The organism is Longimicrobium sp. (genome assembly GCF_035474595.1).
In the GTDB taxonomy this organism is placed as follows: Bacteria; Gemmatimonadota; Gemmatimonadetes; order Longimicrobiales; family Longimicrobiaceae; genus Longimicrobium.
This window is the reverse complement of the sequence record NZ_DATIND010000080.1, coordinates 107,892-129,980: the sequence shown is the minus strand read 5'-3', so window position 1 is coordinate 129,980 and position 22,089 is coordinate 107,892. Positions and strand designations below refer to the sequence as shown.

The following is a 22,089-nucleotide window of genomic DNA, read 5'->3' as shown; positions in this document are numbered from 1 at the left end:
CGAGACGGCAGGAAGACTCCGCGCGAGACCTCGGCTGACGTGCGGGCAGGCTATAGGTCCTTTGGCCTGCGACGTCTGGTGCGGAAACGGACTGCGGTGTGGCCGGCCTCAGGATGACGTCACGGGGAGGCGGCGGCTGCGCGCCTCGCGAAGCCGGGAACATGACGTCGCGCGGGATCGGCGGCTGCGCTTCTCCCGGCGAAACCGGGAAGATGGCGTCCGGCAGGGGGCGCGTCAGCTTGCCGCGGTGAGACACGTCATCTCCCGTCTTCCCGGGGGAAAAACAGCAGCGGCGCGAAAGCGAGCTTCCGCGCCGAGCATCCGCCCCGGCCGTCGCGAGGGAGAGGTCCGTCACCAGGCGGGAGATTCGTTCGGGAGCACGGCCGCCCCGCGCGCGTGCGGCTCCGCGTGGCGCGGAGCGGGGCGGCGCGGGCCGCTCACCATCCACTCGCGCACTGCATCGGCCAGCACGTGCACCGTGCGCACCGCGTCGGGAAGCGCGTGCGGGTCGGTGCCGTCGCACCAGGCGCGCACCACCCACGGGTCCGCGCTCCCACCCGCCTCGCCGATGGGGAAATCCACCTTCAGCGCCGCGGCCGCGTGCGCCGCCGGAAGCCCGCCGCGCGCGCCGTCCGCGTCCGAGCAGCGGCAGAACACCACGTCCAGCAGCCCCATCACGTCGGCGTTGTCGGAGAGGATCGCCCGCAGGTGCTCCACGCTCTCGGCGGTCGAGACCACCTGCGCCACGTCGCGCGCGTGGATGCGGTCGCGGATCGACCGGCGCAGCCGCGACGCGCCGCTGGCCACCGCCGCGCCCGCCTCCACGAACTCGTGGTAGCCCAGCCGCTTGATGCCGAACAGCAGCAGCCCCGCCGACAGCGCGCCGCCCCCCGCCGCGATGTACATCACCGACGGCGGCGGCGCGAAGGCGATGAGCAGCGCCAGCATGGCCAGCCCCGCGGCGGCGGTGAACATCAGCACCGCCGCGCGCGTGTGCGTCAGCCCGATGGCCACCAGCCGGTGGTGCACGTGCCGCTCGTCCGCGCCGAAGATGGGCTTCCCGCGCAGCCACCGCCGCACGATGGCCAGCAGCGTGTCGATCAGCGGCAGGGCAAGGACCAGCAGGGGAATGACGGTGAGCACCGCGGTGGTGCTCTTGGTGGCGCCGTGGACGGAGAGCACCGCCAGCATGAAGCCCACGAACAGGCTCCCCGAATCGCCCAGGAAGATGCGCGCGGGGCGGAAGTTGTAGCGCAGGAACCCGGCGAGCGCGCCAGCCAGCGCGGCGCAGACCAGCGCCACTTCCCAGTTCCCCAGCTTCACCGCCACCGCCAGCGTGGTCGACAGCGCGACCAGCCCGATCCCCGTGGCCAGGCCGTCCAGCCCGTCGATCAGGTTGAAGGCGTTGGTCACCCCCACGATCCAGAGCACGGTGATGGGGAGCGACAGCGCGCGCAGCGCCAGCGGCGCGTGCGCCCCGCCGAACACGGTGAAGTAGTCGATGCGGAAGCCGGCCTGCCACGCCAGCAGCGCGGCGGCCAGCTGGGCCAGGAGCTTGGTGCGGGGGGGAAGGTTGTACAGGTCGTCGACCACGCCGGCGGCGAAGAGGATCCATCCCGCCAGCAGCATCCCGCCGAAGAGCGCCGCCGGCCGCTCGGGCTGGAACGACGGGTCGGCGAAGGCCACGGGAAGCGCGGCCACGATCCCCAGGCTCGACGCCAGGCACACCGCCACGCCGCCCAGCCGCGGCACCGGCTTGTGCTCCACCCCCTCCTTCACGCGCGCATGGCCGTAGATGCCGCGCGCCAGCAGGAAGCGCAGCAGCAGCGGGGTCACGGCCACGGCCGTTCCCACGGAGACCAGCAGTGCGGTGAGGATGAACGCCACGGAGGAACCGAACCGGGCTGGGGGAGCTTGCCGGGCGAACGACGCGCCGGCGTCCTGCGACATCAGTTTTCTGATACACCCGTCCGGTCGCGACGGTCCGCGCCCGGTTTACTAAGTCGAATAATGTTCAGGATTTCCGTCGATAACGGCCGCATCAGAGTAACGGGAAAACTGCAACGGGTCAAGCCGCAGCTTGGACGAACCCTGTTCACGCCGACTCCTTGCGTTTCCCTCTCCCGCCGCGCCAGACGGACCGCGGGGGAGATGCGCCCCGGGCGCTCGCCTCGGCGCGATCCGCGGTGCCGTTCGCCGGCCGAGTCTCTGCTCCTCCGCTTCTCCGCGTGAACCCGCTCTTACTGCATCGGGACAGGAGCGGAGAAGATCAGTAGTCGCTCTCGTCCGCCTCCGCCTCGACACCCATGTCGGTGAGGGTGTCGGCGAGCTCGTAGACGGCGGTGAAGTCGTCGATGTAGATGGAGGTCTCCTTGCCGGAGACGGCGTCGTCCGCGGCCTTCCGCGCCTCGATCATCCCCATCCCCGTGTACTGCTGGATGGTGCTCGCCACGGACTCGCGGCTCACGCCGAAGCGCACGCGGTGGATGTGCACCTGCGGCATCAGCCCTCCCCCCGCACCCGCTGGAGGGCTTCGGTGAGGCCGATCCGCCCCTCGTAGATGGCCTTGCCGATGATGGCGCCCGCGATCCCGCCGCGCTCCCGCGCCGCGGCCGCGACGGCGTCCACGTCGCCCATCCCGCTCATCCCGCCGCTGACGACGACCTCGGCGCCGGACTCGGCCGCGAGCGCGGCGGAGAGCTCCAGGTTGGGGCCCATCAGCATCCCGTCGCGCTCGATGTCGGTGTGGACGAGGGTGCGGGCGCCCAGCTCCACCATCGTCTTCGCCAGGTCGAAGAGGTCGGTCCCGCTCTCCTCCGTCCACCCCCGCGCCGCCGGCCGGCGCCCCCGCGCGTCGAGCCCGACGGCGATGCGGTCGGCGCCGAATCGGTCGACGGCGCGGCGGACGAGGTCGGGGTTCTCGATGGCCGCGGTGCCGATCACCGCGCGGGCGGCGCCGGAGTCCAGCACCTCGGCGAGGTCGTCTTCCGTCCGCAGTCCCCCGCCCGTCTGCACCTTCAGCGGCGTCCCGGCGACCACGCGGCGGATGAGCGCGCGGTTGCTTCCGTCGCCGAACGCGGCGTCCAGGTCCACCACGTGGATCCACTCCGCGCCCGCGTCCGCGAACGAGCGCGCCACGGCCAGCGGGTCGTCCCCATACACCGTCTCCCGGCTCGCCTCGCCCTTCTCCAGCCGCACGCAGCGGCCGCGGCGCAGGTCGATGGCCGGGTACAGCGCGAACCGGCTACCCACGATCGCGGCTGCGCCGGGGCCGCTCGGCCAGCTTCACCCCCGCCTCGCGCTCCATCGCCGCCACGCGCGCCTCCACCACCTCGCGGAAGCGCGAGCCGTCCACCGGCTCGGCCTGGATCTCCCGCACGTTGGCCGGGTTGATGGGCCGCCCGTTCTGCCGGAACTCGTAGTGGAGGTGCGGCCCCGTCGCGAGCCCCGTCATCCCCACGTACGCGATCACCTGCCCCTGCCGCACCCGCACCCCGTCGTCGATCCCCTTGGCGAACGAGCGGAGGTGGCCGTAGCGCGTCGTATATCCGCGTCCGTGGGCGATCTCCAGCAGGTTGCCGTATCCCCCGCTCCACCCGGCGCGGCGCACCACGCCGTCGGCCACCGCGCGCACCGGCGTTCCCGGCGAGGCGGCGTAGTCGATCCCCACGTGGGCGCGCATGATGTGCAGGATGGGGTGGAAGCGGCCCAGCGTGAAGCCCGAGCTGATGCGGCGGAACTCCAGCGGCGCGCGCAGGAAGCCGCGCTTCATCGCCTGCCCCTTGCCGTCGTACCACCCGTCCTGCCCGTCGTGGCGGAAGAGGTACGCGTCGTATAGATGGCCGGAGAGGAGGAATCTCACGGCGAGAAGCCGAGAGCGGCGCGCGGTGCCGTCGGGGCGCACGGTGCGCTCGTAGAGGATCTGGTAGCTGTCGCCGGGGTTGAGGTCGTTGGAGAAGTCCACCCGCGTCTCGAAGATCCCGTCGGCGATCTGGTCGGCCACGCGCTGGCGCTCGCGGCGCGGGATGTCGCCGTGGCCGTTCAGCAGCGCCTCGTACAGCGAGTAGCGCACCGTCCCCGCGAACACCGCGGTGTCGGTGTGCACCGAGACGGAGTCGACGCGCGCGCGGAGCCGGCCGCGGGCGTCCACGCGCAGCACGCGGTCGGCGTCCAGCTGCAGCGTCATGCGCCGCAGTCCGCCGGTGCGCGTGTCCACGCGGAAGTCGAACTCGCGCCCCTCGCGCACCTCGCCGTCGCCCGCCGAGTCGGGGAGCTGCGCGAGGATGGCGGCCGCCTGCTCGCCGTCCACCTCCAGCTGGCGCAGCAGTTCGGCCAGCGAGTGCCCGTGCCGCAGCTTCTCGTGGCGCACGTGCTCCAGCGGCGCGGCGTGCGCCGTGGGCAGCAGCCCGGGCGCGGCGGGCGGCCTGGGCTCGGGGCGATGCAGGAACACCGCGCCGAGGGCCACGCCGAACGTGCCCAGCATGCCGATCGAGAGCAAGCGGTAGGGATTCGCCATCCCGGGTACCTCCTGATTGGATCTACTGCGAGTGATTTGCGACGAGTTGGATCGAGAGCATCCGAAGAACGGATGCGTGCGTGCGAATTGCGGCCTGGACCTCACCCTCCACCCCTCACCCGGCTCGCCGAGGCTCGCCACCCCTCCCGATAACGGGAGAGGGTTGTTGCTCCCAAGGTTCCGCGCGGCTCCGAACCCTCCGCGCGCCGCCCTGTCCCCTGTCCCCTCCAGCGGAAGCGCAGCGAGACCCCCGCCGTCCACCGGGGTCTCGCTGCGCTCTGGTGCCTACGATCCCGCGAAGCCTTCCATCAGTCCATCTGCCGGCGGATGAAGGTGGGGATCTCGAGGTCGTTCACGCTCTTCTCGGGCTGGCGCGGCGGAACCGGCAGCCGCGTGACCGGCGTGCCCTGCTCGCGCCCGGCCTCGCGCTCGCGCTCCATCTGCGGCTGCGGCGCGGGCGCCGGGCGCGGGTGGAAGGGCGTGGGCTCGCGCTCCGCCGGGGCGGAGGGGCGCGCGAAGGGCGAGGAGTGCCCGTCGCCCGCGCCGCCGCCGGGGAGCACGGTGCGCGAGCCGGAGAGCGGGCGCACCTCGTGGCGTGCGTCGCCCCGCCGGAAGTCGGCGCGGATCACGTTGTCGTGCCGCTCGAACACCGGCTCGCCGCGCTCGAAGCCCGTGGCGATGACGGTCACGCGCACCTCTTCCTTCATCCCGCTGTCGTGCACGGCGCCGAAGATGATCTCGGCCTCGTCGCCCGCGGCTTCCTGGATGATGGACGAGATGGTGGTCACCTCGTCGATCGCCAGGTCCATCCCGCCGGTGATGTTGATCAGCACGCCCGCCGCGCCCGAGATGGAGATGTTGTCCAGCAGCGGGCTCGAGATGGCCTCCTGCGCCGCCTCGACCGCGCGGTTCTCGCCCTTGCCGAAGCCGGTGCCCATCAGCGCCGCGCCGCGGTTGCTCATGATCGTGCGCACGTCGGCGAAGTCCACGTTCACCTCGCCGGTCACGCGGATCAGGTCGGAGATGCCCTGCGTGGCGTGCAGCAGCACCTCGTCGGCCTTCTTCAGCGCGTCCTTGAAGCTGGTGCCCTTGCCGACCACCGAGAGGAGGCGCTCGTTCGGCACCACGATCATGGTGTCGGCCGCGCGCTTCAGCTCCATCAGCCCCTCGTCGGCCTGCCGCATCCGCTTCTTCCCCTCGAACTGGAAGGGCTTGGTGACGATGGCGATGGTCAGCGCCCCCATCTCGCGCGCCATCTCGGCGATGAGCGGCGCGGCGCCGGTGCCGGTGCCGCCGCCCATCCCCGCGGTGATGAAGACCAGGTCGGCGCCGTCCAGCGCCTTCCGCATCTCCTCGCGGTTCTCCTCCAGCGCCAGCCGCCCCACGTCGGGGCGCGCGCCGGCGCCCAGCCCGCGGGTCAGCTTCTGCCCGATCTGCAGCTTGACGGGCGCCTTGCTCATCTTCAGGACCTGCGCGTCGGTGTTCACCGAGATGAACTCCACGCCCTCCAGGTCCTCCTCGATCATCCGGTTCACGGCGTTTCCGCCGCCGCCGCCCACGCCCACCACCTTCATGCGGGCGTTCTGCGGCATCGGGTCTTCGTACTCGAAGATCATCTTGGGTTCGCTCCTCCGGTCCGCGTGGGAGGGTTCCGCCGGTCGGTTTGCATGCATGGATACCAGGGCCTGGGGACCTAGAAGAAGTCCGCGAGCCAATCCTTCACTCGCCGCAATGTTCCGGAAACAGACGATCCGGACGCGGCGCCTTCGGGGGTGTCGTCGATGAGTCGGCGGGAGCCGTAGATGACGAGGCCGGCAGCCGTAGCAAACTTGGGCCGGCGCACCGAATCCGCAAGCCCGCCGAGCCCGTCTCCGGGCACGCCCACGCGCACCGGCGCGGCAAAGCTGCGCTCGGCCAGCTCCACGATTCCCGCCAGGCTGGCGCCGCCGCCGGTGAGCACGATTCCGCCCCCCAGCGCCCCCGCCAGCCCGCTCCGCTCCAGCTCCGCCGCGACGAGTCCGAAGATCTCGTCCATCCGCTGCTCGATGATGTGCGCCAGCAGCTCGCGGGCAACGTGGCGCGTCTGCCCCTGCGCCGGCCCGGGGATCTCGAAGGTCTCGTTCGGGTTGATCAGGTCGGCCCGCGCCGAGCCCCACCGCTCCTTGGCCCGCTGCGCTTCCGCGTAGGGGAGGGAGAGGCCCTTGGCGAGATCGTTCGTCACCGTCGACCCGCCCCACGGGAGGCTGGCCAGGTGGCGGATCTTCCGCTCGTGGAAGACCGCGACGTCCGTCGTCCCCCCGCCGAGCTCGACGAGCGCGGTGCCGATCTCCTTCTCGTCGTCCGACATGACCGCGGCGGCGGAGGCCAGCGGCTCGAGGACGAGCTCCGCGACCTGGTACCCGGCGCGCGTCACCGACTTGCGGATGTTCTGCGCGGCGCTGGCCGAGCCGGTGACAATGAAGACCTCGGCCTCGAGGCGCATGGCCGCCATCCCCACCGGGTCGCGGATGCCGTCCTGCGCGTCGACGATGTACTCCTGCGGGATGGCGTGGATCAGCTCACGGTCGGCGGGGATGGGCACCGCGCGGGCGACCTCGTTCACGCGCTCCACGTCGGCCGCGCTCACCTCCTGGTCGCGCGAGCCCTGCTGCCGCCCGACGGCGACGACGCCGTTGGATGGCCAGGCGTGGATGTGCTCGCCGGCGATGCCGGTGTAGAGGCGGTCGACCTTCACCCCCGCCATCAGCTCGGCCTCCTTCACCGCCTTGCGGACGGCCTCGGTGGTGGCCTCGATGTCGGTGACGATCTCGCGGCGGATGCCGGTGGTGCGCGCCTGGCCCACGCCCAGGATCTTCACCTGCGCGCGCTGCGCGGCCTCGCCGTCGATCTCGGCGATCACGACGGCGGTCTTGCTGGAGCCGATGTCCAGGCCTGCAACGACGGTTGGGCGCATCAGGGCGAGTGCGAAAGTGCGAAGGTGCGAGAGTGCGAAAGTGCGTCGGCTCGCACGGGGTTCAGCTCTGCCAGCGGACGACCACCTGGTCGTCGAAGCGCGCGTCCACGGTCGGGCGTCCATGGTGCGTGGTGTCGGCCGCGGCGCGGCGGGCAACGTCGTCGACCGCGGCGCGGAGGCGGACCAGCGCGTCGGGCTCCATCCCGTCGCGCACCAGCACGTCCAGCGCGGGCTGGCCCAGGATCAGCCGCAGCTCGCCGGGCGCGGGGAGGAGCTCGCTCACCCGCGCCATCAGCGCCGGCTCCAGCTCGCCCAGCCGCGCCGCCTCGGCCAGCGCGGCGCGCGTCCCGGCATCGGTCACGCGCCCGCGGCCGTCCGTCCGCACCCGCCCGTCCAGCACGGGGAGATCGACGGGCTCGCGCGCGGGGTCGACGGAGAGGATCTCCCCGTCCCCCGTCGCCGGACGGAGCGTCCCCGCGAGCACCAGCGCGGCGGGCGTCTTCTCGGTGATGCGGATGCGCAGCGTCCTCGGGAGCACGCGCACCACCTCCGCGTCGGCGATGGCGGGGTGGCGCCGGAGCGCGGCGACGAAGGGGGCGGGATCGCTCCACACGTTCGTCCCCACCCGCACGCCACTGGCCCGCAGGATCTCGTGCGGCGCCAGGAGATGGGCGCCGGCGACCTCCACCCGCTCCGCGCCGAACCACTCGATCCGCCGACCGGCCGGCGGCGCCCACCAGGGCGACGAGGCCGCGGCGGCGACCGGAATGGCGACGAGCGCGAGGCGCAGCGCCCGCTTCATCGCCCCGCCTCGGCCGGCTCGGAGACGAGCCGCAGCAGGTCGCGCGAGGCCTCGTCCAGGTTCCCCGCGCCCATGGTCAGGCAGAGATCGCCCGGCTTCAGCTCGGCCGCGACCGCGTCCACGATCTCCGCGCGGTCGGGGACGTAGCGCACGTCGCCCCCCGCTTCCCGCGCGGGGGTGGCGATCAGCTGGCCGGTGATGCCGGGAATGGGCCGCTCGCGCGCCGCGTAGATGTCGGTGAGGAAGACCACGTCCGCCGCCGCCAGCACCCGCCCGAACTCCGGCGCGAAGTCGCGCGTCCGCGAGTACAGGTGCGGCTGGAAGACGGCGACCAGGCGGCGGCCGGGATACGAGGCGCGCGCGGCCCGCAGCGTCGCCTCGATCTCGGTGGGGTGGTGCGCGTAGTCGTCCACGAACAGCACCCCGCCGGCCTCGCCCACCTGCTCGAAGCGCCGGTCGATCCCCGCGTACTCCTCCACCCCGCGCGCGATCACGTCCCACGCGATCCCGAAGCGCCGCGCGACCGCGACGGCCGCCAGCGCGTTGCGCACGTTGTGCAGCCCGGGCGCCCGCAGCCGCGCCGCGCCCAGCACCTTCCCCCGCTCGCGCACGGTGAAGCTCTGCCCGCCCGCGTCGGCGGCGACGTCCTCGGCGCGGAGCATGGAGCCCGCGTTCAGGCCGTAGGTCATCACCCGCTCCGGCCCGCCGCGGAGGATGGTGGCGAGACGCGCGGCGCCGTGGTCGTCGGCGCAGCAGGCGATCATCCCGTCGTCGGGCACCGACTCGGCGTAGGCCAGGAACGACTCTTCCACCGCCTCCAGCGAGCCGTAGATGTCCAGGTGGTCGGCCTCGAGCGTGGTGACGACGGCGACCCTGGGATGGAGCTGGTGGAACGAGCGGTCGTACTCGTCGGCCTCGACCACGTAGACCTTGTCGCCGCCGCCGCGGAGGTTGCCGCCCCACGCGGGGACGTGGGCGCCCACGAAGCCGGTGGGGTCGAGACCGGCGGCGGCCAGGACGGTGGTGGTGAGCGTGGTGGTGGTGGTCTTCCCGTGCGTTCCCGCGATGCCCACCACGGTGCCGCGGTTGACGATGGCGCCCAGCGCCCGCGCCCGCTTCAGCACGGGGATGCCGCGCGCGCGCGCCGCGGCGATCTCGGGGTGGTCCTCGGGAACGGCGGCGGTCATCACCACGGCCACGCAATCGGCCACGTGCGCCGGGTCGTGCCCCTCGGTGACCACGGCACCATGGCGCCGGAGAAGCCGCGCGGAGGCGTTCACGTGGTCCTGGCACCCGGTGACCCGGCCGCCCGCCAGCAGCAGCATCTCGGCGAGCGGAGCCATCCCCGCCCCGCCGATGCCGACGAAGTGCACGGGACCGCTGCGGGCCAGCTCCACGAGATCGATTTCGGTTTCGCTCACCATTCTACCGTTCGGAACGCTCGACTGACAGGGCTTGAAAAGAAGTCCTGAGTCCCAGGTCCTGAGTCCCAAGTGAACTGCAAGTGCGTGAGTGCGTCCGTGCGGAGTGCGCTGGTTCGGCGCTCGGCTCCACGTTCGCGCTCGACATTCCGTCTCCCCGTCCGCGGCGGGCCCCCGGCGGCCCGACTCCCAACCATCCCCCTCACCACCCGCCACCGGGGGCAACCGCCTGCGGACGAACTATCTGCGCGATCGAGAACCCATTGTGCCGCCGCACCACCGCGGCCCTCTCCCCCCGACCCCCTCCCCCAAAACTGCCTGGGGGAGGGGGAGAACTCAGCGCCGCACAAGCTTCAGCGCATCACCCGAATGCCCGCCAGCAGTCCCGCAGGGACTTTGTGCTGTTGTTGGCGGTGAATTCATTCACCGTCTCCAAGCCCGTCACTTAGGACTCAGGACTTGGGACTCAGGACTTCTTCTCTCCCACCATCCTCAGCAGCTCCCCCGCAATCCGGTCCGCCGCGTCGGGCTTGCCGCGGTCCCTGGCCTTCGCGGCGAGCTCCGCTCGGCGGGCGGGGTCCTTGGCCAGCTCCATCATGTCGCGCCAGAGGCGGCCCTGGCCCAGCTCGCTCTCGGGCACCATCAGCGCGGCGTCGGCGTCGGCCAGCGCCACCGCGTTGTGGTGCTGGTGGTTGGCGGCGGCGGTGGGGAGCGGCACCAGGATGGCCGGGATCCCCCAGGCGCACAGCTCGGCCAGCGACATCGCCCCCGCGCGGCTGATGGCGAAGTCCGCCGAGGCCAGCGCGCCCGGCATGTCCTCGATGTACGCCATTGGCTTCACCCACGCGGGGCGCCCCGCCTCGCCCAGCCGCGCCTGCACCTGGTCGAAGTTCCCCGTTCCCGTGGCCCACAGGATCTCGAACCCCGGCGGCGGCGCCTCCAGCCGCCCTTCCGCCACTCCGCGCAGGTCCGAGAGCAGCGCCTCGTTCACCGCGCGCGCGCCCTGGCTCCCGCCCGTCACCAGGCAGACGATCCCGCCGCCCAGCCCGAACCTGGCGCGCGCCGTGGCCCGGTCCACCGCGAAGTCGGGGGGCTTGATGGGGTTGCCGTACTCGAAGATCTCCGTCTTCGGCCCCGTCTTCAGGTACTTCCGCGCCTCGGGGAAGGCCAGGTGGAGCTGCCGCGCGCGCCCCGCCAGCTTGCGCGTGACGAACCCCGGAAACGAGTTCTGCTCCTGCAGCGCGAACGGAACGCCGCGCAGCATCGCGTAGAACACGGCCGGTCCGCTCGCGTACCCGCCCGTGCCGACAACGACGTCGGGGCGGAAGGTGCGGAAGAGGCCGCGCAGCCGGCTCCACGTGCCCATCATCGCCGGGAACAGCTTCCAGTTCTCCCACGGCCGCGCGCGGCGGATGGGCTCCATCGGCAGGAGCTGGTGCTGCACGCCCTTCTCCGGCAGCACGCGGCTCTCCACCCCGCGCTGCGCGCCCACGAAGAAGACCTCGGCGGAGGGGTCGGCGCGCTTCACCGCGTCGCCCAGGTTCAGCGCGGGATACAGGTGCCCGCCCGTGCCGCCGCCGGCGAAGAGGACGCGCGCGCTCATGCCGGCCCCCGCTTCGCCGCGCGGGCGACGCTGAGGAGAATGCCCACCGCGCAGAACTGCGCGAGCAGCGCGCTGCGGCCGTAGCTCATGAACGGCAGCGCCACGCCGGTGGTCGGCAGCAGCGACAGGGCCACGCCCATGTGCAGGAAGCCGGAGACGGCGATCATGTTCGTCATCCCGATGGCCAGCAGGTACCCGAAGCGGTCCGGCGCCCGCGCGGCGATGCGGTAGCCCACCCACAGGAAGCCGGCGAAGATCGCCACCACGAACACGATCCCCAGCAGCCCCCACTCCTCGGCGATCATGGAGAAGAGGAAGTCGTTGTGCGGCTCGGGAAGGAACCCGAACTTCTGCCGGCTCCCCCCGAATCCGACCCCCCCCAGCCCACCCGAGCCGACCGCGATCAGCGACTGGTAGATCTGGTAGCTCACCCCGTCGGTGTCCGCCGTGGGATCGAGAAAGGCGGCGATGCGCTGCATGCGGTAGCCCGCGTGCGTGATCTGGTGCCAGATCACGGGAACGGCGAGCAGGCCGAAGAAGATGAAGTGGCCGATGCGCGCGCCCCCCGCGAAGAGCACCAGCGCCGAGAGCAGCAGGAGAAGCAGCGCCGCGCTCATGTTGGGCTCCAGCAGCACCAGGGCGACGATGGGGAGCCAGACGACCAGGAAGGGGACGAGGCCCTTGCTGAGCGAGTGCAACCGGTCCTGCTTCTTCACCGCCAGCGCGGCGGTCCACGCGATCAGCGCGATCTTGGCGAACTCGCTGGGCTGGAAGGAGACGCCCAGGTTCAGCCAGCGCCGTGCGCCGTTGATGCGCGGGGCGATGGCATGCGTCCCCGGCATCACGATCACCACCAGCATCACGCCGATCACGACGAGCATCGGCCACGCCCAGAGGCGGTAGCGGCGATAGTCCACGCGCGAGAGGACGGCCGCCATCACCGCGCCCATCAGCGCGCCGGCGAACTGGTTCAGCGCGTACCAGTGCCCCGGGTGCCCCTCGGCGCGCGCCATGAAGGCGCTGGCGCTGTACATCTCGATCAGCCCGAAGCAGAAGGCCACGAAGGTGAGCGCCACCAGCACCTTCGACTCCCACACCTCCGCGACGGCGAACTCGACGGGCGACGGAGGCGCGGCCACCTTGGCCCGCCGCTCGCGCGGGGGGACGACCGGCTGCAGGACGGCGGTGCCGCCGGTGCCCCGCCTGCGGACCAGCGCGAGCACGCTCACGCGGCCTCCAGCGCGGGCTCGGGCGCGGCCCTGCCCGTAACCAGCTCGGCGAAGCGCTTCCCGCGCTCCTCGTAGTTCACGAACATGTCGAAGCTGCTGCAGGCGGGCGAAAGGAGCACGGCGTCGCCCGGCCGGGCGACCTCGCGCGCGCGCCGCACCACGTCGTCGAAATCGCCGTCCACCCGCTCCACGGACGCGAACTTCCCCGCCAGGTCGTGCTCGATCACGGGCCCCGCCTCGCCGAAGGCCAGGATGCGCTTCACCTTTCCCATCTCCAGCTCCGGCAGCAGCTCGGTGTACGGCTCGCCCTTGTGCCGCCCGCCCAGGAGCAGGACGGTGGGCCGCGTCATCCCGCGCACCGCCACCTGGGTGGAGGCGATGTTGGTGGCCTTGCTGTCGTTGATCCACAGCACGCCGTCGGTCTCGGCGATGGGCTGCAGGCGGTGGGGGGGCGCCTCGAACGAGCGCAGGCCGCGGGCGATGGCCTCGGGCGACGCGCCGGCAAGCCGCGCGGCGATGGAGGCGGCCAGCGCGTTGGCGATGTTGTGCTGCCCCAGGATGCGCAGCTCGCCGGCGGTGACGATGCGCTCCTCGCGCCCCGCCTCCAGCCGCAGCGTCAGCCACCCGTCGGGCGACAGGAAGCCGCCCAGCTCGCCGGCCGCCGGCTGCGACGCGACGCGGAAGTAGTAGCGCGTTCCCGGCGCGCTGCCGGGAAGGTCGCGCGCCTTCGGGTCCTCGCCGTTCAGCACCCAGCGGCTCTCGCCGGTGGCGTTGCGGAAGAGGTGCGCCTTGTCGGCGTAGTAGGCGTCGACGCTGCTGTACCAGTCCAGGTGGTCGGGCGCCAGGTTCGTCAGCACGCCGATGCGCGGGTTGAACTCGCGGATCCCGCCGAGCTGGAACGAGCTGGTCTCCACCACCGCCACGCGCGGCTGCGGCTCGCGCATCACCAGCTCGCTGAGTGCGGTGCCGATGTTGCCGCCCACCGCCGCATCCTGCCCGTGCTCGTGCAGGAGATGGCCGATGAGCGAGGTGACCGTCGTCTTCCCGTTGGTGCCGGTGATGGCGATGACGGGGCACTCCAGCAGCCCGAAGGCGAACTCGATCTCGGGGATGACGGGAACGTGGGCGATCTCGGGCGCGCGCAGCACCGCGGCCGTGGGCGGGATGCCGGGCGACAGGACGATGCGGTTGCAGCGGGCCAGCTTGCCCAGGTCGTGGCGGCCGGTCTCGGCGAGGCCGCCCATGGCGTTGATCTGCTCGGCGGCGCGGCGCGTCTGCGGGTTGTCGCCCATGTCGCTGGCGTACACGCGGGCGCCGCGGGCCAGCGCGAGCTTCGCGGCGGCCAGCCCGCTGCGGGCCAGCCCCAGCACGCCGATGGTTTCGCCGACGAGTGATGCGCTCATGGGAGTGCCTGGTGCCAAAGTGCCTGGTGCCAAGTGCCGCGGTGGTGCGTCTGCTGGTCCTGATGTGGAGCCCGAAGTCCTGAGTCCTAAGTGCTGAGTGCTGAGTGCTGAGTGCTGAGTGCTGAGTGCGAACAGCACCCCGGCATTCTCGCGTACGGGAGACATCCTGCCCGCCGGCTGGCCCCCTCCCCCGGCCCCTCCGCCCGCTCCGCGGGGGAGGGGAGAACTCATCGCGTCTCCAGCTCCCGTTCGCCTCGCCGCCGTCCGTCCCGCCACGGAAGTCCGCGAAGGCGGACTGTGTGCCGTTGTAGCCGCCACTTTAGTGGCATCTTCGCGATCACCGATTCCGCGAATCTCCACTCAGCACTCAGCACTCAGCACTCAGCACTCAGCACTCAGCACTCAGCACTCAGCACTCAGCACTCAGCACTCAGCACTTCCGCACTTCCGCACTTCCGCACTTCCGCACTTCCGCACTTCCTACCGGATCTTCAGCGTCGCAAACGCCACCAGCGCGCACATGATCCCCATGATCCAGAAGCGGATGATCACCTTGCTCTCGTGCCACCCGATCTGTTCGAAGTGGTGGTGCAGCGGCGCCATGCGGAAGATGCGGCGGCCCACGCCGTACCTGCGCTTGGTGTACTTGAAGTACGCCGTCTGCAGCATCACGCTGAGCGCTTCCGCGACGAAGATGGCGCCCACGATGCCGAGCAGGAACTCGGCGCGGAGCAGCACCGCCACGCACCCCAGCACCCCGCCGATGGCCAGCGACCCGGTGTCGCCCATGAACACCTCGGCCGGGTGCGCGTTGAACCAGAGGAAGCCCATGCATCCCCCGCCCAGCGCCACCAGGAAGATGGTCAGCTCGCCCGCGCCCGGGATGTAGAACACGTTCAGGTAGTTGGCCGCGTCCACCCGCCCCAGCAGGTACGCGAACACGCCGAAGGTCGTCGCCGCGATGGCCGACAGCCCCGCCGCCAGCCCATCCAGCCCGTCGGTGAGGTTCACCGCGTTGCTGCAGCCCACGATGATGAAGGTGACGAACAGGATGTACAGCGGCCACCAGAACGACAGGTGCACCGTCTTGAAGAAGGGGATCTGCGTCCACGCGAACGGATAGGTGGGGATCCCCGTGTCCATCCCCTTCAGCCAGAGCGGGACGAAGACCAGCGCCAGGCCCAGGACAAGGCCGGCGGAGGTCTGGCCGATGAGCTTGTAGCGCCCCTTCAGCCCTTCCGTCTTCTTCCGCGTGATCTTCAGGTAGTCGTCCAGGAAGCCCAGCCCCCCCAGCCAGGTGATGGTGATGAGCACCGCCCAGGTGTTGAACTGGTCCAGCCGCGCCCACAGCAGCGTGGGGATGACCGTCGCCATCACGATCAGCACGCCGCCCATCGTGGGCGTGCCGCTCTTGCCCAGGTGCGTCTGCGGGCCCTCGGTGCGCACCACCTGGCCCACCTTCAGCATCCGCAGCCGCGAGATGATGGAGGGCCCGAACCAGAACGCCACCAGGAACGCCGTGACCACCGCGCCCGCGGCCCGGAAGGTCACGTAGCGGAAGACGTTGAAGGCCAGGTTCTGCTCGGCCAGCGGCACCAGCAGGTAATAGAGCATCGGCCTCAGTGCCCCGCGTGCGCGGTGGATGCCGCGGCGGCGCCGCCGGCGAAGTCCCGCTCCAGCAACGGAATCAGCCGCTCCAGGGCCACGCCGCGCGAGCCCTTGAGCAGGATCGTTTCGTCTCCCTTCAGCCGCGGCCGCAGCGCCTCGTACGCCTCCAGCGGGTCCTCCGCGGCGATGACTCGCGCCTCGCCATCCGCGTCACCGATCGCGGGAACGAAGTCGCCGGTGGCCACCAGCAGGTCGATGCCGCTCCCCAGCCGCGCCAGCGCGGCCTCGCCCACCGAGCGGTGCAGCCCCTCGGCGTGGCCGCCCAGCTCCCGCATCGTCCCGATCACCGCGATCTTCTCCCCCGACGACGGCAGCGAGGCGAGGAGGTCCAGCGCGGCGCGGGTGCTGGGCGGGTTCGCGTTGTAGCAGTCGGCCAGCACGTTCAGCGACCCCACCCTGCGCCACTCGTTGCGCATCTTCGGCGCGGGCATGGCGGCGATGGACCTGGCGCTCTCCTCCACCGGCACGCCCAATTCCGCCGACACGCCGAGGGCGACCAGCGCGTTGCGGACGTTGTGCATCCCCGGGAGGGGGAGGTCGATGGGGGTGCCGCGAAAGGTCCAGCGCGTCGCGCCGCCCGGCAGCACCTCGATCCCCTCCGCGCCGCCGTCGGGCCGCACGTCCGCCTCCGCGTCGAACCCCGCGACCCGCAGCCGCATCCCCCCCACGATCCGCTCGGCGCGCTCGGGGAGCTCGGTCGGGTCCTCCGCCACCACGGCGACGCCGCTGGGGCGGAGATGGCGGAGGATGGAGAGCTCTTCCTCGAGCACCCCTTCCACCGACCCCAATCCCTCCAGGTGCTCCTCGCCGATCGAGGTGATGACCGCCGCGTCGGGCTCCACGATCGCGCCCAGGATCTCGATCTCCCCCGGCTCGTTCGTCCCCGTCTCCACGACCAGCACTTCCGCGTCGTCCGGCGCGGCGAGGAGCGTCAGGGGGACGCCGACCTGGTTGTTCAGGTTCCCCTCGGTCGCGTGCACCCGGAAGCGCGGCGACAGCGCGGCGCGGAGGAGATCCTTGGTCGTCGTCTTCCCGTTGCTCCCCGCGACGGCCACCACTTTCGCCGAAAGCGCGCGGCGGCGGTGGTTCCCCAATCGCCCCAGCGCGTGCAGCGTGTCGTCCACGGTGAAGTAGACGAGGTGCGCGGGCGCGTCGGCCGGGCGGTGCGAGACCACGGCGCCCGTGGCGCCTGCATCGGCGGCCTGCGACAGGAAGTCGTGCGCGTCGAAGTTCGCGCCCTTCAGGGCCACGAAAAGCGAACCGGGCCCGATCTTCCGCGTGTCCGTGGATACGCCGGAGAAGACGAGGCCCGGAGCCGCCCGCGGCTCACCGCTGTCCCCCGCACCCGCCCTGCCGCCGTCCACGCCCCCGGCACCGGCGCCCAGCGCCCGCGCCACTTCCTCCGCCGTCCAGCGGAACCCGCTCAACCTGCACCTCCAGACCCTTCGTCGCGCTCGGAAAGAACCTCGCGGACCACCTGCCGTTCGTCGAACGGACGCGCCTGCTTTCCCACGATCTGGTAGGTCTCGTGGCCCTTGCCGGCGAGCAGGATGACGTCGTCCTGCGCGGCGTTCAGGAGTGCGTGGCGGATGGCCTCACGGCGGTCGGGAACGCGCAGGCGGGGTGCACGTCCCATGCCGCTCTCGATGGCGTCGAGGATGGCTTCCGGGTTCTCGGTGCGCGGGTTGTCGGAGGTCACGATGCTCATGTCCGCGCGCTCCGCCGCCACCCGCCCCATCTCCGGCCGCTTCCCCTGGTCGCGGTCGCCGCCGGCGCCGAAGACCACCCAGAGCTTTCCCTTCACCAGGGGACGGATGGCGGCAATCGCGCGCTCCAGCGCGTCGGGCGTGTGCGCGTAGTCGATCAGAACCGTGGCCGACGCGGGCGGCCCGGAAACGCGCTCCAGCCGCCCCGGCACCTGCGGCAAGGTCGCCAGCCCGGCCGTGATCTCGCCGACGGACCATCCGAGAGCATACAGGACGGCGGCGCACCCCAGCGCGTTGGAGACGTTGAAGTCTCCGAAGAGCGGGATGGCCACGTCCGTGTCGCCCGAGGGGGTGGAGAGGACGAACTCCATCCCCCCCGGCCCCACCCGGATGTCCCGCGCCCTGACGTCCGCCGGGGCGGAAGTGCTGAAGCGGACGATCCGACGATCCGATGCCCCCACACCGTTCCACGCCGGATCGTCCGCGTTCAGCACGACCGCACCCGCGGGCTTCAGCAGCTCCAGAAGGCGGAGCTTGGCCGCGCGGTACTCGTCCATCGTCTGGTGATAGTCCAGGTGGTCGCGGGTCAGGTTGGTGAACAGCGCCGCGTCGAAGCGCACCGCCGCCAGGCGGTCTTGCGCCAGCGCGTGCGAGCTGGTCTCCATCGCCACCGCCTCCACCTTCACCGGCGCGATGTCCAGCGCCGGCTTGCCGCCCAGCCCGTCGCGGTACATCCGCAGCCAGCGCGCGACCTCGGTGGGCCCCGGCGTGGTCAGTCCCTCCGTCCCCGGGATCACCTTTCCCTCGTGGTCCAGCGCGCCCAGCGTCCCGATGCTCCCGGCGGGGGCGCGGCGCCCCAGCAGGTGGCGGAGGATGGCGGTGCTGGTCGTCTTCCCGTTGGTCCCCGTGATGCCGACCACGGTCAGCTCGTTCCACGGGTCGCCGTACACGCAGGCGGCGGCGTAGGCGGCCGCGAGACGACCGTCGGTCACCTCGATCTGCGGGAGGGAGATGAGGTGGTCGCGCCGCTCCACCGTGGCCCCCGCGGCGCCCTTCCCGGAGACTTCGGCCAGGAAGCGGTGCCCGTCCGTCTCCGTGCCCTTCACGGCGCAGAAGAGGTGGCCCGACTTCACCCTGCGCGAGTCCGTCCACGCCTCGGGAACGGGGCGGGCGGCGGCGCGGTCGGCCAGCCCCCGCTCGCCCTTCAGCAGTCCCTCGGCGCGGAGCCGGTCCGCGATCTGTCCCAGCGTCACCCGCGCTGCCATGTCAGAGTCCCGCTCCGGTGACGGTGAGCGTGTCGCCGCGCGGGAGCATGGCCCCCGCCGCGGGTGTGGTGGATGCGACGTTCCCCCCGCCGCGCACGCGGACGTGGAAGCCGAGCGCGTGGAGACGCCGCGCCGCGTCTCTCAGCGGCAGCCCGGCCACGGCGGGCACCGGCACCGGCGCGCGGTCCTCCGGCGGCGCCGCGGGGATGCGGTTGGAGAGGAAGACGTACGTTCCCTCGTTCCCCGCCACGGCCGGCGCGGCGTCCTCCGCCTGCGGCCGAGCCGACGGCGCCGGCTCCGCCGGCTGCGTGCGCATGGCCAGCAGGGCGCCGCGGTCCAGCGACGGGGTGCGCGCGGCGAGGATCGCCTGCAGCGTGGCCCGCGTCACCGGCGCGGCGGTCAGGCCGCCGTAGTAGTCGCCCTGCGGCCGGTCCAGCTTCACGTAGATCACCAGCTGCGGCGCCTGCGCGGGGAAGAAGCCCACGAACGAGGAGTTGTACGCCCCCGCCTCGTAGCGCCCGTCGGCCCCGGTCCGCCGCGACGTTCCCGTCTTCCCCGCCACCTCGAAGGTCGCGAGCGCCGCCTTCGTCGCCGTCCCGTCCGCCACCACCTCGACCAGCACGTCACGCAGCTCGCGGGCGACCTCGGCGGGGATCACGCGGCGCACCTGGCGGGGCTCCGGGCGCTCCAGCGCGGTGCCGTCGGGGCCGCGCACCTGGCGCAGCAGCCGCGGCTCCATCAGCACGCCGCCGTTGGCCAGCGCGCCGTACGCCATGGCCATCTGGATGGGCGTCACCGAGATCTCGTAGCCCATGGCCAGCGAGGCCGGCGTGAAGGGCGACCAGCGATCCGGGCGCGGCAGGCGGCCCGACGACTCCACCGGGTACTCCACCCCCGTCTGCGTGCCGAACCCGAAGTCGCGCAGATACGCGAACTGCGTGGCCGGGGGAAGCCGGTCGCTGAACTTCGACATCACCACGTTGCTGGACACGCGCAGCCCGTCGCGCAGCGTCAGCCAGTCGTACGCGTGCACGTCGGTCACCGTGCGGCCGTTCGGCATCGTCCAGCTGCCGTTCTCGGCGAACACGCGGTCGGTCAGCGCGGCCCGGTGCTCGGCGAGGAGGGTGGCGACGAAGAAGGGCTTGGCGATGGACCCCGGCTCGTACGGCTCGATGAAGGCGGAAAGGTCGCGCGACGACGCCCGCTTGGAGACGGCGGCCAGGATCTCCCCCGTCCGCGGGTCGGTCAGCAGCAGGTCGCCGCCCATCGCGTGGGTCGCGCGGATCTGCTCCTCCAGCGCCGCGTCGGCGATCTCCTGCAGGTCGAAGTCGATGGTGAGCACCACGTCGTCGCCGTCGCGCGGCGGGCGCGCGGGGAGCGAGGGCGCGGCCTCCTTCCGGCCCTTGGCGTCGCGGCGGAGGATGGAGAAGCCGTCGGCGCCCTTCAGCAGCGAGTCCATGGCCGCCTCGATCCCGCCCATCGCCCGCCCGTCGCCGCTCACGTTGCCCAGCACCTCGCGGCCCACGTCGCCCTGCGGGTAGAAGCGCTCCAGCTTGCGCTCCACGTAGATGCCGCGGACGTCGCCCAGCGCGCGGCGCTGCTCCACGGTGAAGCGGCCGGGGACCACCGCCCAGCGCTGGTGCGGATCGGTCAGCCGGCGCGCGGCGGCGCGGGTGAGGCCGAGCGCGCGGACGAGCCTGGAGACGGCCTCGCCGCGGTCGCGCACCTCGTTCGGCGCGACGGAGACGGCGAAGGTCTCGCGCGTGAGCGCCAGGGGGACGCCGTCGCGGTCGTAGATGGCGCCGCGACGCGCGGGAAGGGGAACGGTGGTCTGCTGCTGCTTCTGCGCCTCGGCGCGCCAGCGCTCCCCCTCGAACCCCTGCAGCTGCACCGCGCGGCCCACGATGAGGAGCGCGGCCATCCCCACGGAGCCCATCATCCACAGCCGGCGGCGGCGGGCGACGGCGTCCTCGGCCACCCCGGCGGCCGGGCGGCGCTTCGGCGCGCTCACGGCTTCACCCCGGCGGCGGAGCCGGAGCGCGCGGCGGACGCGGGAACGCGGAGGAGGACGATCTCCTCGTCGCGCGCCACGTGCATCCCCAGACGCTGCTGCGCGAACGCCACGATGCGCTCGCGCCGCTGCAGCTGCAGGATGCGGTTCGCCAGCTCGTCCCGCTCGGCCCTTGCCACCGCCATCTCCTCGCGCGTCTTCTGCAGCTCCCGGAACCGCTCCACCCCCACCGTCTGCCTCCACACCACGCTGGCCAGCGCGGCGACCAGGATCATCGCGTAGGCGATCCATCCCAGCCGCCGGCGGCGCCGCTCCGCGCGCGCCTCGGCGTCGGCGCGGGGCCCTTCCCACGGCAGCGGCGTGCCGGTGGGACGGCGGCTCACGCGTGCCTCCAGGCCCTGAGCCGCGCGCTGCGGGCGCGCACGTTCCGCTCGATTTCTTCCGGTTGGGCGGTGATGGCCTTCCGCGCCAGAGTCTCCCCCCGAGGCACACCGCCGCACTGGCAAACCGGCAGGCCAGGTGGGCAGGTGCACGCTCGGCTCCAGTCGCGGAAGGCGTTCTTCACCAGCCGGTCCTCGAGCGAATGGTAGCTCAGGATGGCGAACACCCCGCCGGGGGCAAGGGCGTCGCGGAACCGTTCCAGCGCCGTCTCCAGCTGCTCGATCTCGCCGTTCACCGCGATGCGCAGTGCCTGGAAGATCCTGGCCCGGTCGCCCGCGTCGCTGCGCGGGATGGCCCGCCCGATCGCCTCGTCCAGGTCGTCGCTCACCGCGAACGGCTTGCGCGCCCGCATCTCCAGAACCACCCGCGCCAGCATCCGCGAGCGCCGCTCCTCGCCGTACTTCCAGAACAGGGTGGCGAGGTCGGCCTCGTCCATCTCGTTCAGCAGATCGGCGGCGCTCGGCTCGCCCGCCGTGGCCTGCGCCATCCGCATGTCCAGCGGGGCGCCGGGGCGGAAGGTGAACCCGCGGGCCGCCTCGTCGATCTGGTGCGACGAGATCCCCAGGTCCAGCAGCACCCCGTCCAGCGCTGCCTCACCCACCCCCGCCGCGTCGACCGCGTCCGCGAAGGGGGATTTCACCAGGCGGACGCGATCCCCGAACCGCTCCAGCCTCTTCCCCGCCTCCGCCAGCGCGTCGGGGTCGCGGTCGACGCCGATCAGGCGGGCGCCGGGGCCCCGCTCCAGCAGCGCCTGCGCGTGGCCGCCGCCGCCCAGCGTTCCATCGAGATAGAGGCCGCCGCGCTCCGGGCGCAGCATCTCCATCACCTCCTCCACCATCACCGGCGCATGGTAGGCGGAGGCGTAGTCGCTCATGCCGCGCTGCGCTGCCGCAGGGCCGTCCAGGTGGTCAGCGTGCTGCGGCACGAGCGGCAGACGCACCAGTCGGCGCCCAGCCACCCGTCCAGCTCGGGGATGGATTCGAACGGGCCCATGTGGCGGTCCAGCGAGCACGGCACGGGGCGGGCGCTGGCGCGCTGGGGCTGCGGCTGGGCGGTCGTGTGGATCATGGC

At 72.3% G+C, this 22,089-nt stretch carries 18 protein-coding genes; all 18 read right to left on the bottom strand.

Annotated features, from left to right (window positions below; all coding sequences use genetic code 11):
• Positions 1–351: 351 nt before the first annotated feature.
• The 18 genes from VLK66_RS13910 to VLK66_RS13825 all read right to left on the bottom strand — a co-directional run bounded on the left by VLK66_RS13910 (position 352) and on the right by VLK66_RS13825 (position 22,086).
• Positions 352–1,887 (bottom strand): MraY family glycosyltransferase, encoded by a 1,536-nt coding sequence (locus VLK66_RS13910; protein WP_325310035.1) that lies wholly within the window; start codon positions 1,885–1,887, stop codon positions 352–354.
• 382 nt (positions 1,888–2,269) lie between these two features.
• Positions 2,270–2,503 (bottom strand): hypothetical protein, encoded by a 234-nt coding sequence (locus VLK66_RS13905; RefSeq protein ID WP_325310034.1) that lies wholly within the window; start codon positions 2,501–2,503, stop codon positions 2,270–2,272.
• A complete protein-coding gene (gene hisA, locus VLK66_RS13900; protein WP_325310033.1) occupies positions 2,503–3,252 on the bottom strand; it encodes a 1-(5-phosphoribosyl)-5-[(5-phosphoribosylamino)methylideneamino]imidazole-4-carboxamide isomerase in 750 nt (249 codons plus the stop codon). Before hisA ends, VLK66_RS13905 begins: the two co-directional genes overlap by 1 nt.
• Positions 3,245–4,516, bottom strand: a complete 1,272-nt coding sequence (locus tag VLK66_RS13895) for a peptidoglycan DD-metalloendopeptidase family protein (protein ID WP_325310032.1) — start codon at positions 4,514–4,516, stop codon at positions 3,245–3,247. Before VLK66_RS13895 ends, hisA begins: the two co-directional genes overlap by 8 nt.
• 308 nt (positions 4,517–4,824) lie before the next feature.
• Complete coding sequence (gene ftsZ, locus VLK66_RS13890) at positions 4,825–6,132, bottom strand: cell division protein FtsZ (RefSeq protein WP_325310031.1); 1,308 nt, start codon at positions 6,130–6,132, stop codon at positions 4,825–4,827.
• Between the two features lie 77 nt (positions 6,133–6,209).
• Positions 6,210–7,469, bottom strand: a complete 1,260-nt coding sequence (gene ftsA / locus VLK66_RS13885; RefSeq protein ID WP_325310030.1) for a cell division protein FtsA — start codon at positions 7,467–7,469, stop codon at positions 6,210–6,212.
• Between the two features lie 61 nt (positions 7,470–7,530).
• Positions 7,531–8,271 carry a cell division protein FtsQ/DivIB gene (locus tag VLK66_RS13880; RefSeq protein WP_325310029.1) on the bottom strand — a complete coding sequence of 247 codons (741 nt, stop codon included), beginning with the start codon at positions 8,269–8,271 and terminating at the stop codon, positions 7,531–7,533.
• On the bottom strand, positions 8,268–9,692 hold the full coding sequence (gene murC, locus VLK66_RS13875) for a UDP-N-acetylmuramate--L-alanine ligase (RefSeq protein ID WP_325310028.1): 1,425 nt from the start codon (positions 9,690–9,692) through the stop codon (positions 8,268–8,270). Before murC ends, VLK66_RS13880 begins: the two co-directional genes overlap by 4 nt.
• A 466-nt stretch (positions 9,693–10,158) precedes the next feature.
• A complete protein-coding gene (murG, locus tag VLK66_RS13870) occupies positions 10,159–11,295 on the bottom strand; it encodes an undecaprenyldiphospho-muramoylpentapeptide beta-N-acetylglucosaminyltransferase (RefSeq protein ID WP_325310027.1) in 1,137 nt (378 codons plus the stop codon).
• Positions 11,292–12,524 (bottom strand): putative peptidoglycan glycosyltransferase FtsW, encoded by a 1,233-nt coding sequence (locus VLK66_RS13865; protein ID WP_325310026.1) that lies wholly within the window; start codon positions 12,522–12,524, stop codon positions 11,292–11,294. The genes murG and VLK66_RS13865 overlap by 4 nt, the downstream gene beginning before the upstream one ends.
• Positions 12,521–13,927, bottom strand: a complete 1,407-nt coding sequence (gene murD, locus VLK66_RS13860) for a UDP-N-acetylmuramoyl-L-alanine--D-glutamate ligase (RefSeq protein ID WP_325310025.1) — start codon at positions 13,925–13,927, stop codon at positions 12,521–12,523. The genes VLK66_RS13865 and murD overlap by 4 nt, the downstream gene beginning before the upstream one ends.
• Before the next feature lie 480 nt (positions 13,928–14,407).
• Complete coding sequence (mraY, locus tag VLK66_RS13855; protein ID WP_325310024.1) at positions 14,408–15,541, bottom strand: phospho-N-acetylmuramoyl-pentapeptide-transferase; 1,134 nt, start codon at positions 15,539–15,541, stop codon at positions 14,408–14,410.
• Between the two features lie 5 nt (positions 15,542–15,546).
• The gene (locus tag VLK66_RS13850; RefSeq protein WP_325310023.1) at positions 15,547–17,022 is read right to left on the bottom strand and encodes a UDP-N-acetylmuramoyl-tripeptide--D-alanyl-D-alanine ligase; all 1,476 of its coding nucleotides are present in this window, start codon (positions 17,020–17,022) and stop codon (positions 15,547–15,549) included.
• Positions 17,019–18,566, bottom strand: coding sequence for a UDP-N-acetylmuramoyl-L-alanyl-D-glutamate--2,6-diaminopimelate ligase (locus tag VLK66_RS13845; RefSeq protein ID WP_325310022.1), 1,548 nt, complete (start codon positions 18,564–18,566; stop codon positions 17,019–17,021). Before VLK66_RS13845 ends, VLK66_RS13850 begins: the two co-directional genes overlap by 4 nt.
• Before the next feature lies 1 nt (position 18,567).
• On the bottom strand, positions 18,568–20,577 hold the full coding sequence (locus VLK66_RS13840) for a penicillin-binding transpeptidase domain-containing protein (RefSeq protein ID WP_325310021.1): 2,010 nt from the start codon (positions 20,575–20,577) through the stop codon (positions 18,568–18,570).
• On the bottom strand, positions 20,574–20,960 hold the full coding sequence (locus tag VLK66_RS13835) for a hypothetical protein (protein ID WP_325310020.1): 387 nt from the start codon (positions 20,958–20,960) through the stop codon (positions 20,574–20,576). The genes VLK66_RS13840 and VLK66_RS13835 overlap by 4 nt, the downstream gene beginning before the upstream one ends.
• Positions 20,957–21,892, bottom strand: coding sequence for a 16S rRNA (cytosine(1402)-N(4))-methyltransferase RsmH (gene rsmH, locus VLK66_RS13830; protein WP_325310019.1), 936 nt, complete (start codon positions 21,890–21,892; stop codon positions 20,957–20,959). Before rsmH ends, VLK66_RS13835 begins: the two co-directional genes overlap by 4 nt.
• Positions 21,889–22,086, bottom strand: coding sequence for a hypothetical protein (locus VLK66_RS13825; protein WP_325310018.1), 198 nt, complete (start codon positions 22,084–22,086; stop codon positions 21,889–21,891). Before VLK66_RS13825 ends, rsmH begins: the two co-directional genes overlap by 4 nt.
• Positions 22,087–22,089 lie beyond the last annotated feature (3 nt).

Bases quoted from the DNA above. Each gene is read 5' to 3' on its own strand.
- VLK66_RS13905 (WP_325310034.1), bottom strand. From the start codon at position 2,503: ATGCCGCAGGTGCACATCCACCGCGTGCGCTTCGGCGTGAGCCGCGAG.
- VLK66_RS13895 (WP_325310032.1), bottom strand. From the start codon at position 4,516: ATGGCGAATCCCTACCGCTTGCTCTCGATCGGCATGCTGGGCACGTTC.
- ftsZ (WP_325310031.1), bottom strand. From the start codon at position 6,132: ATGATCTTCGAGTACGAAGACCCGATGCCGCAGAACGCCCGCATGAAG.
- ftsA (WP_325310030.1), bottom strand. From the start codon at position 7,469: ATGCGCCCAACCGTCGTTGCAGGCCTGGACATCGGCTCCAGCAAGACC.
- VLK66_RS13880 (WP_325310029.1), bottom strand. From the start codon at position 8,271: ATGAAGCGGGCGCTGCGCCTCGCGCTCGTCGCCATTCCGGTCGCCGCC.
- murG (WP_325310027.1), bottom strand. From the start codon at position 11,295: ATGAGCGCGCGCGTCCTCTTCGCCGGCGGCGGCACGGGCGGGCACCTG.
- murD (WP_325310025.1), bottom strand. From the start codon at position 13,927: ATGAGCGCATCACTCGTCGGCGAAACCATCGGCGTGCTGGGGCTGGCC.
- mraY (WP_325310024.1), bottom strand. From the start codon at position 15,541: ATGCTCTATTACCTGCTGGTGCCGCTGGCCGAGCAGAACCTGGCCTTC.
- VLK66_RS13845 (WP_325310022.1), bottom strand. From the start codon at position 18,566: ATGGCAGCGCGGGTGACGCTGGGACAGATCGCGGACCGGCTCCGCGCC.
- rsmH (WP_325310019.1), bottom strand. From the start codon at position 21,892: ATGAGCGACTACGCCTCCGCCTACCATGCGCCGGTGATGGTGGAGGAG.
- VLK66_RS13825 (WP_325310018.1), bottom strand. From the start codon at position 22,086: ATGATCCACACGACCGCCCAGCCGCAGCCCCAGCGCGCCAGCGCCCGC.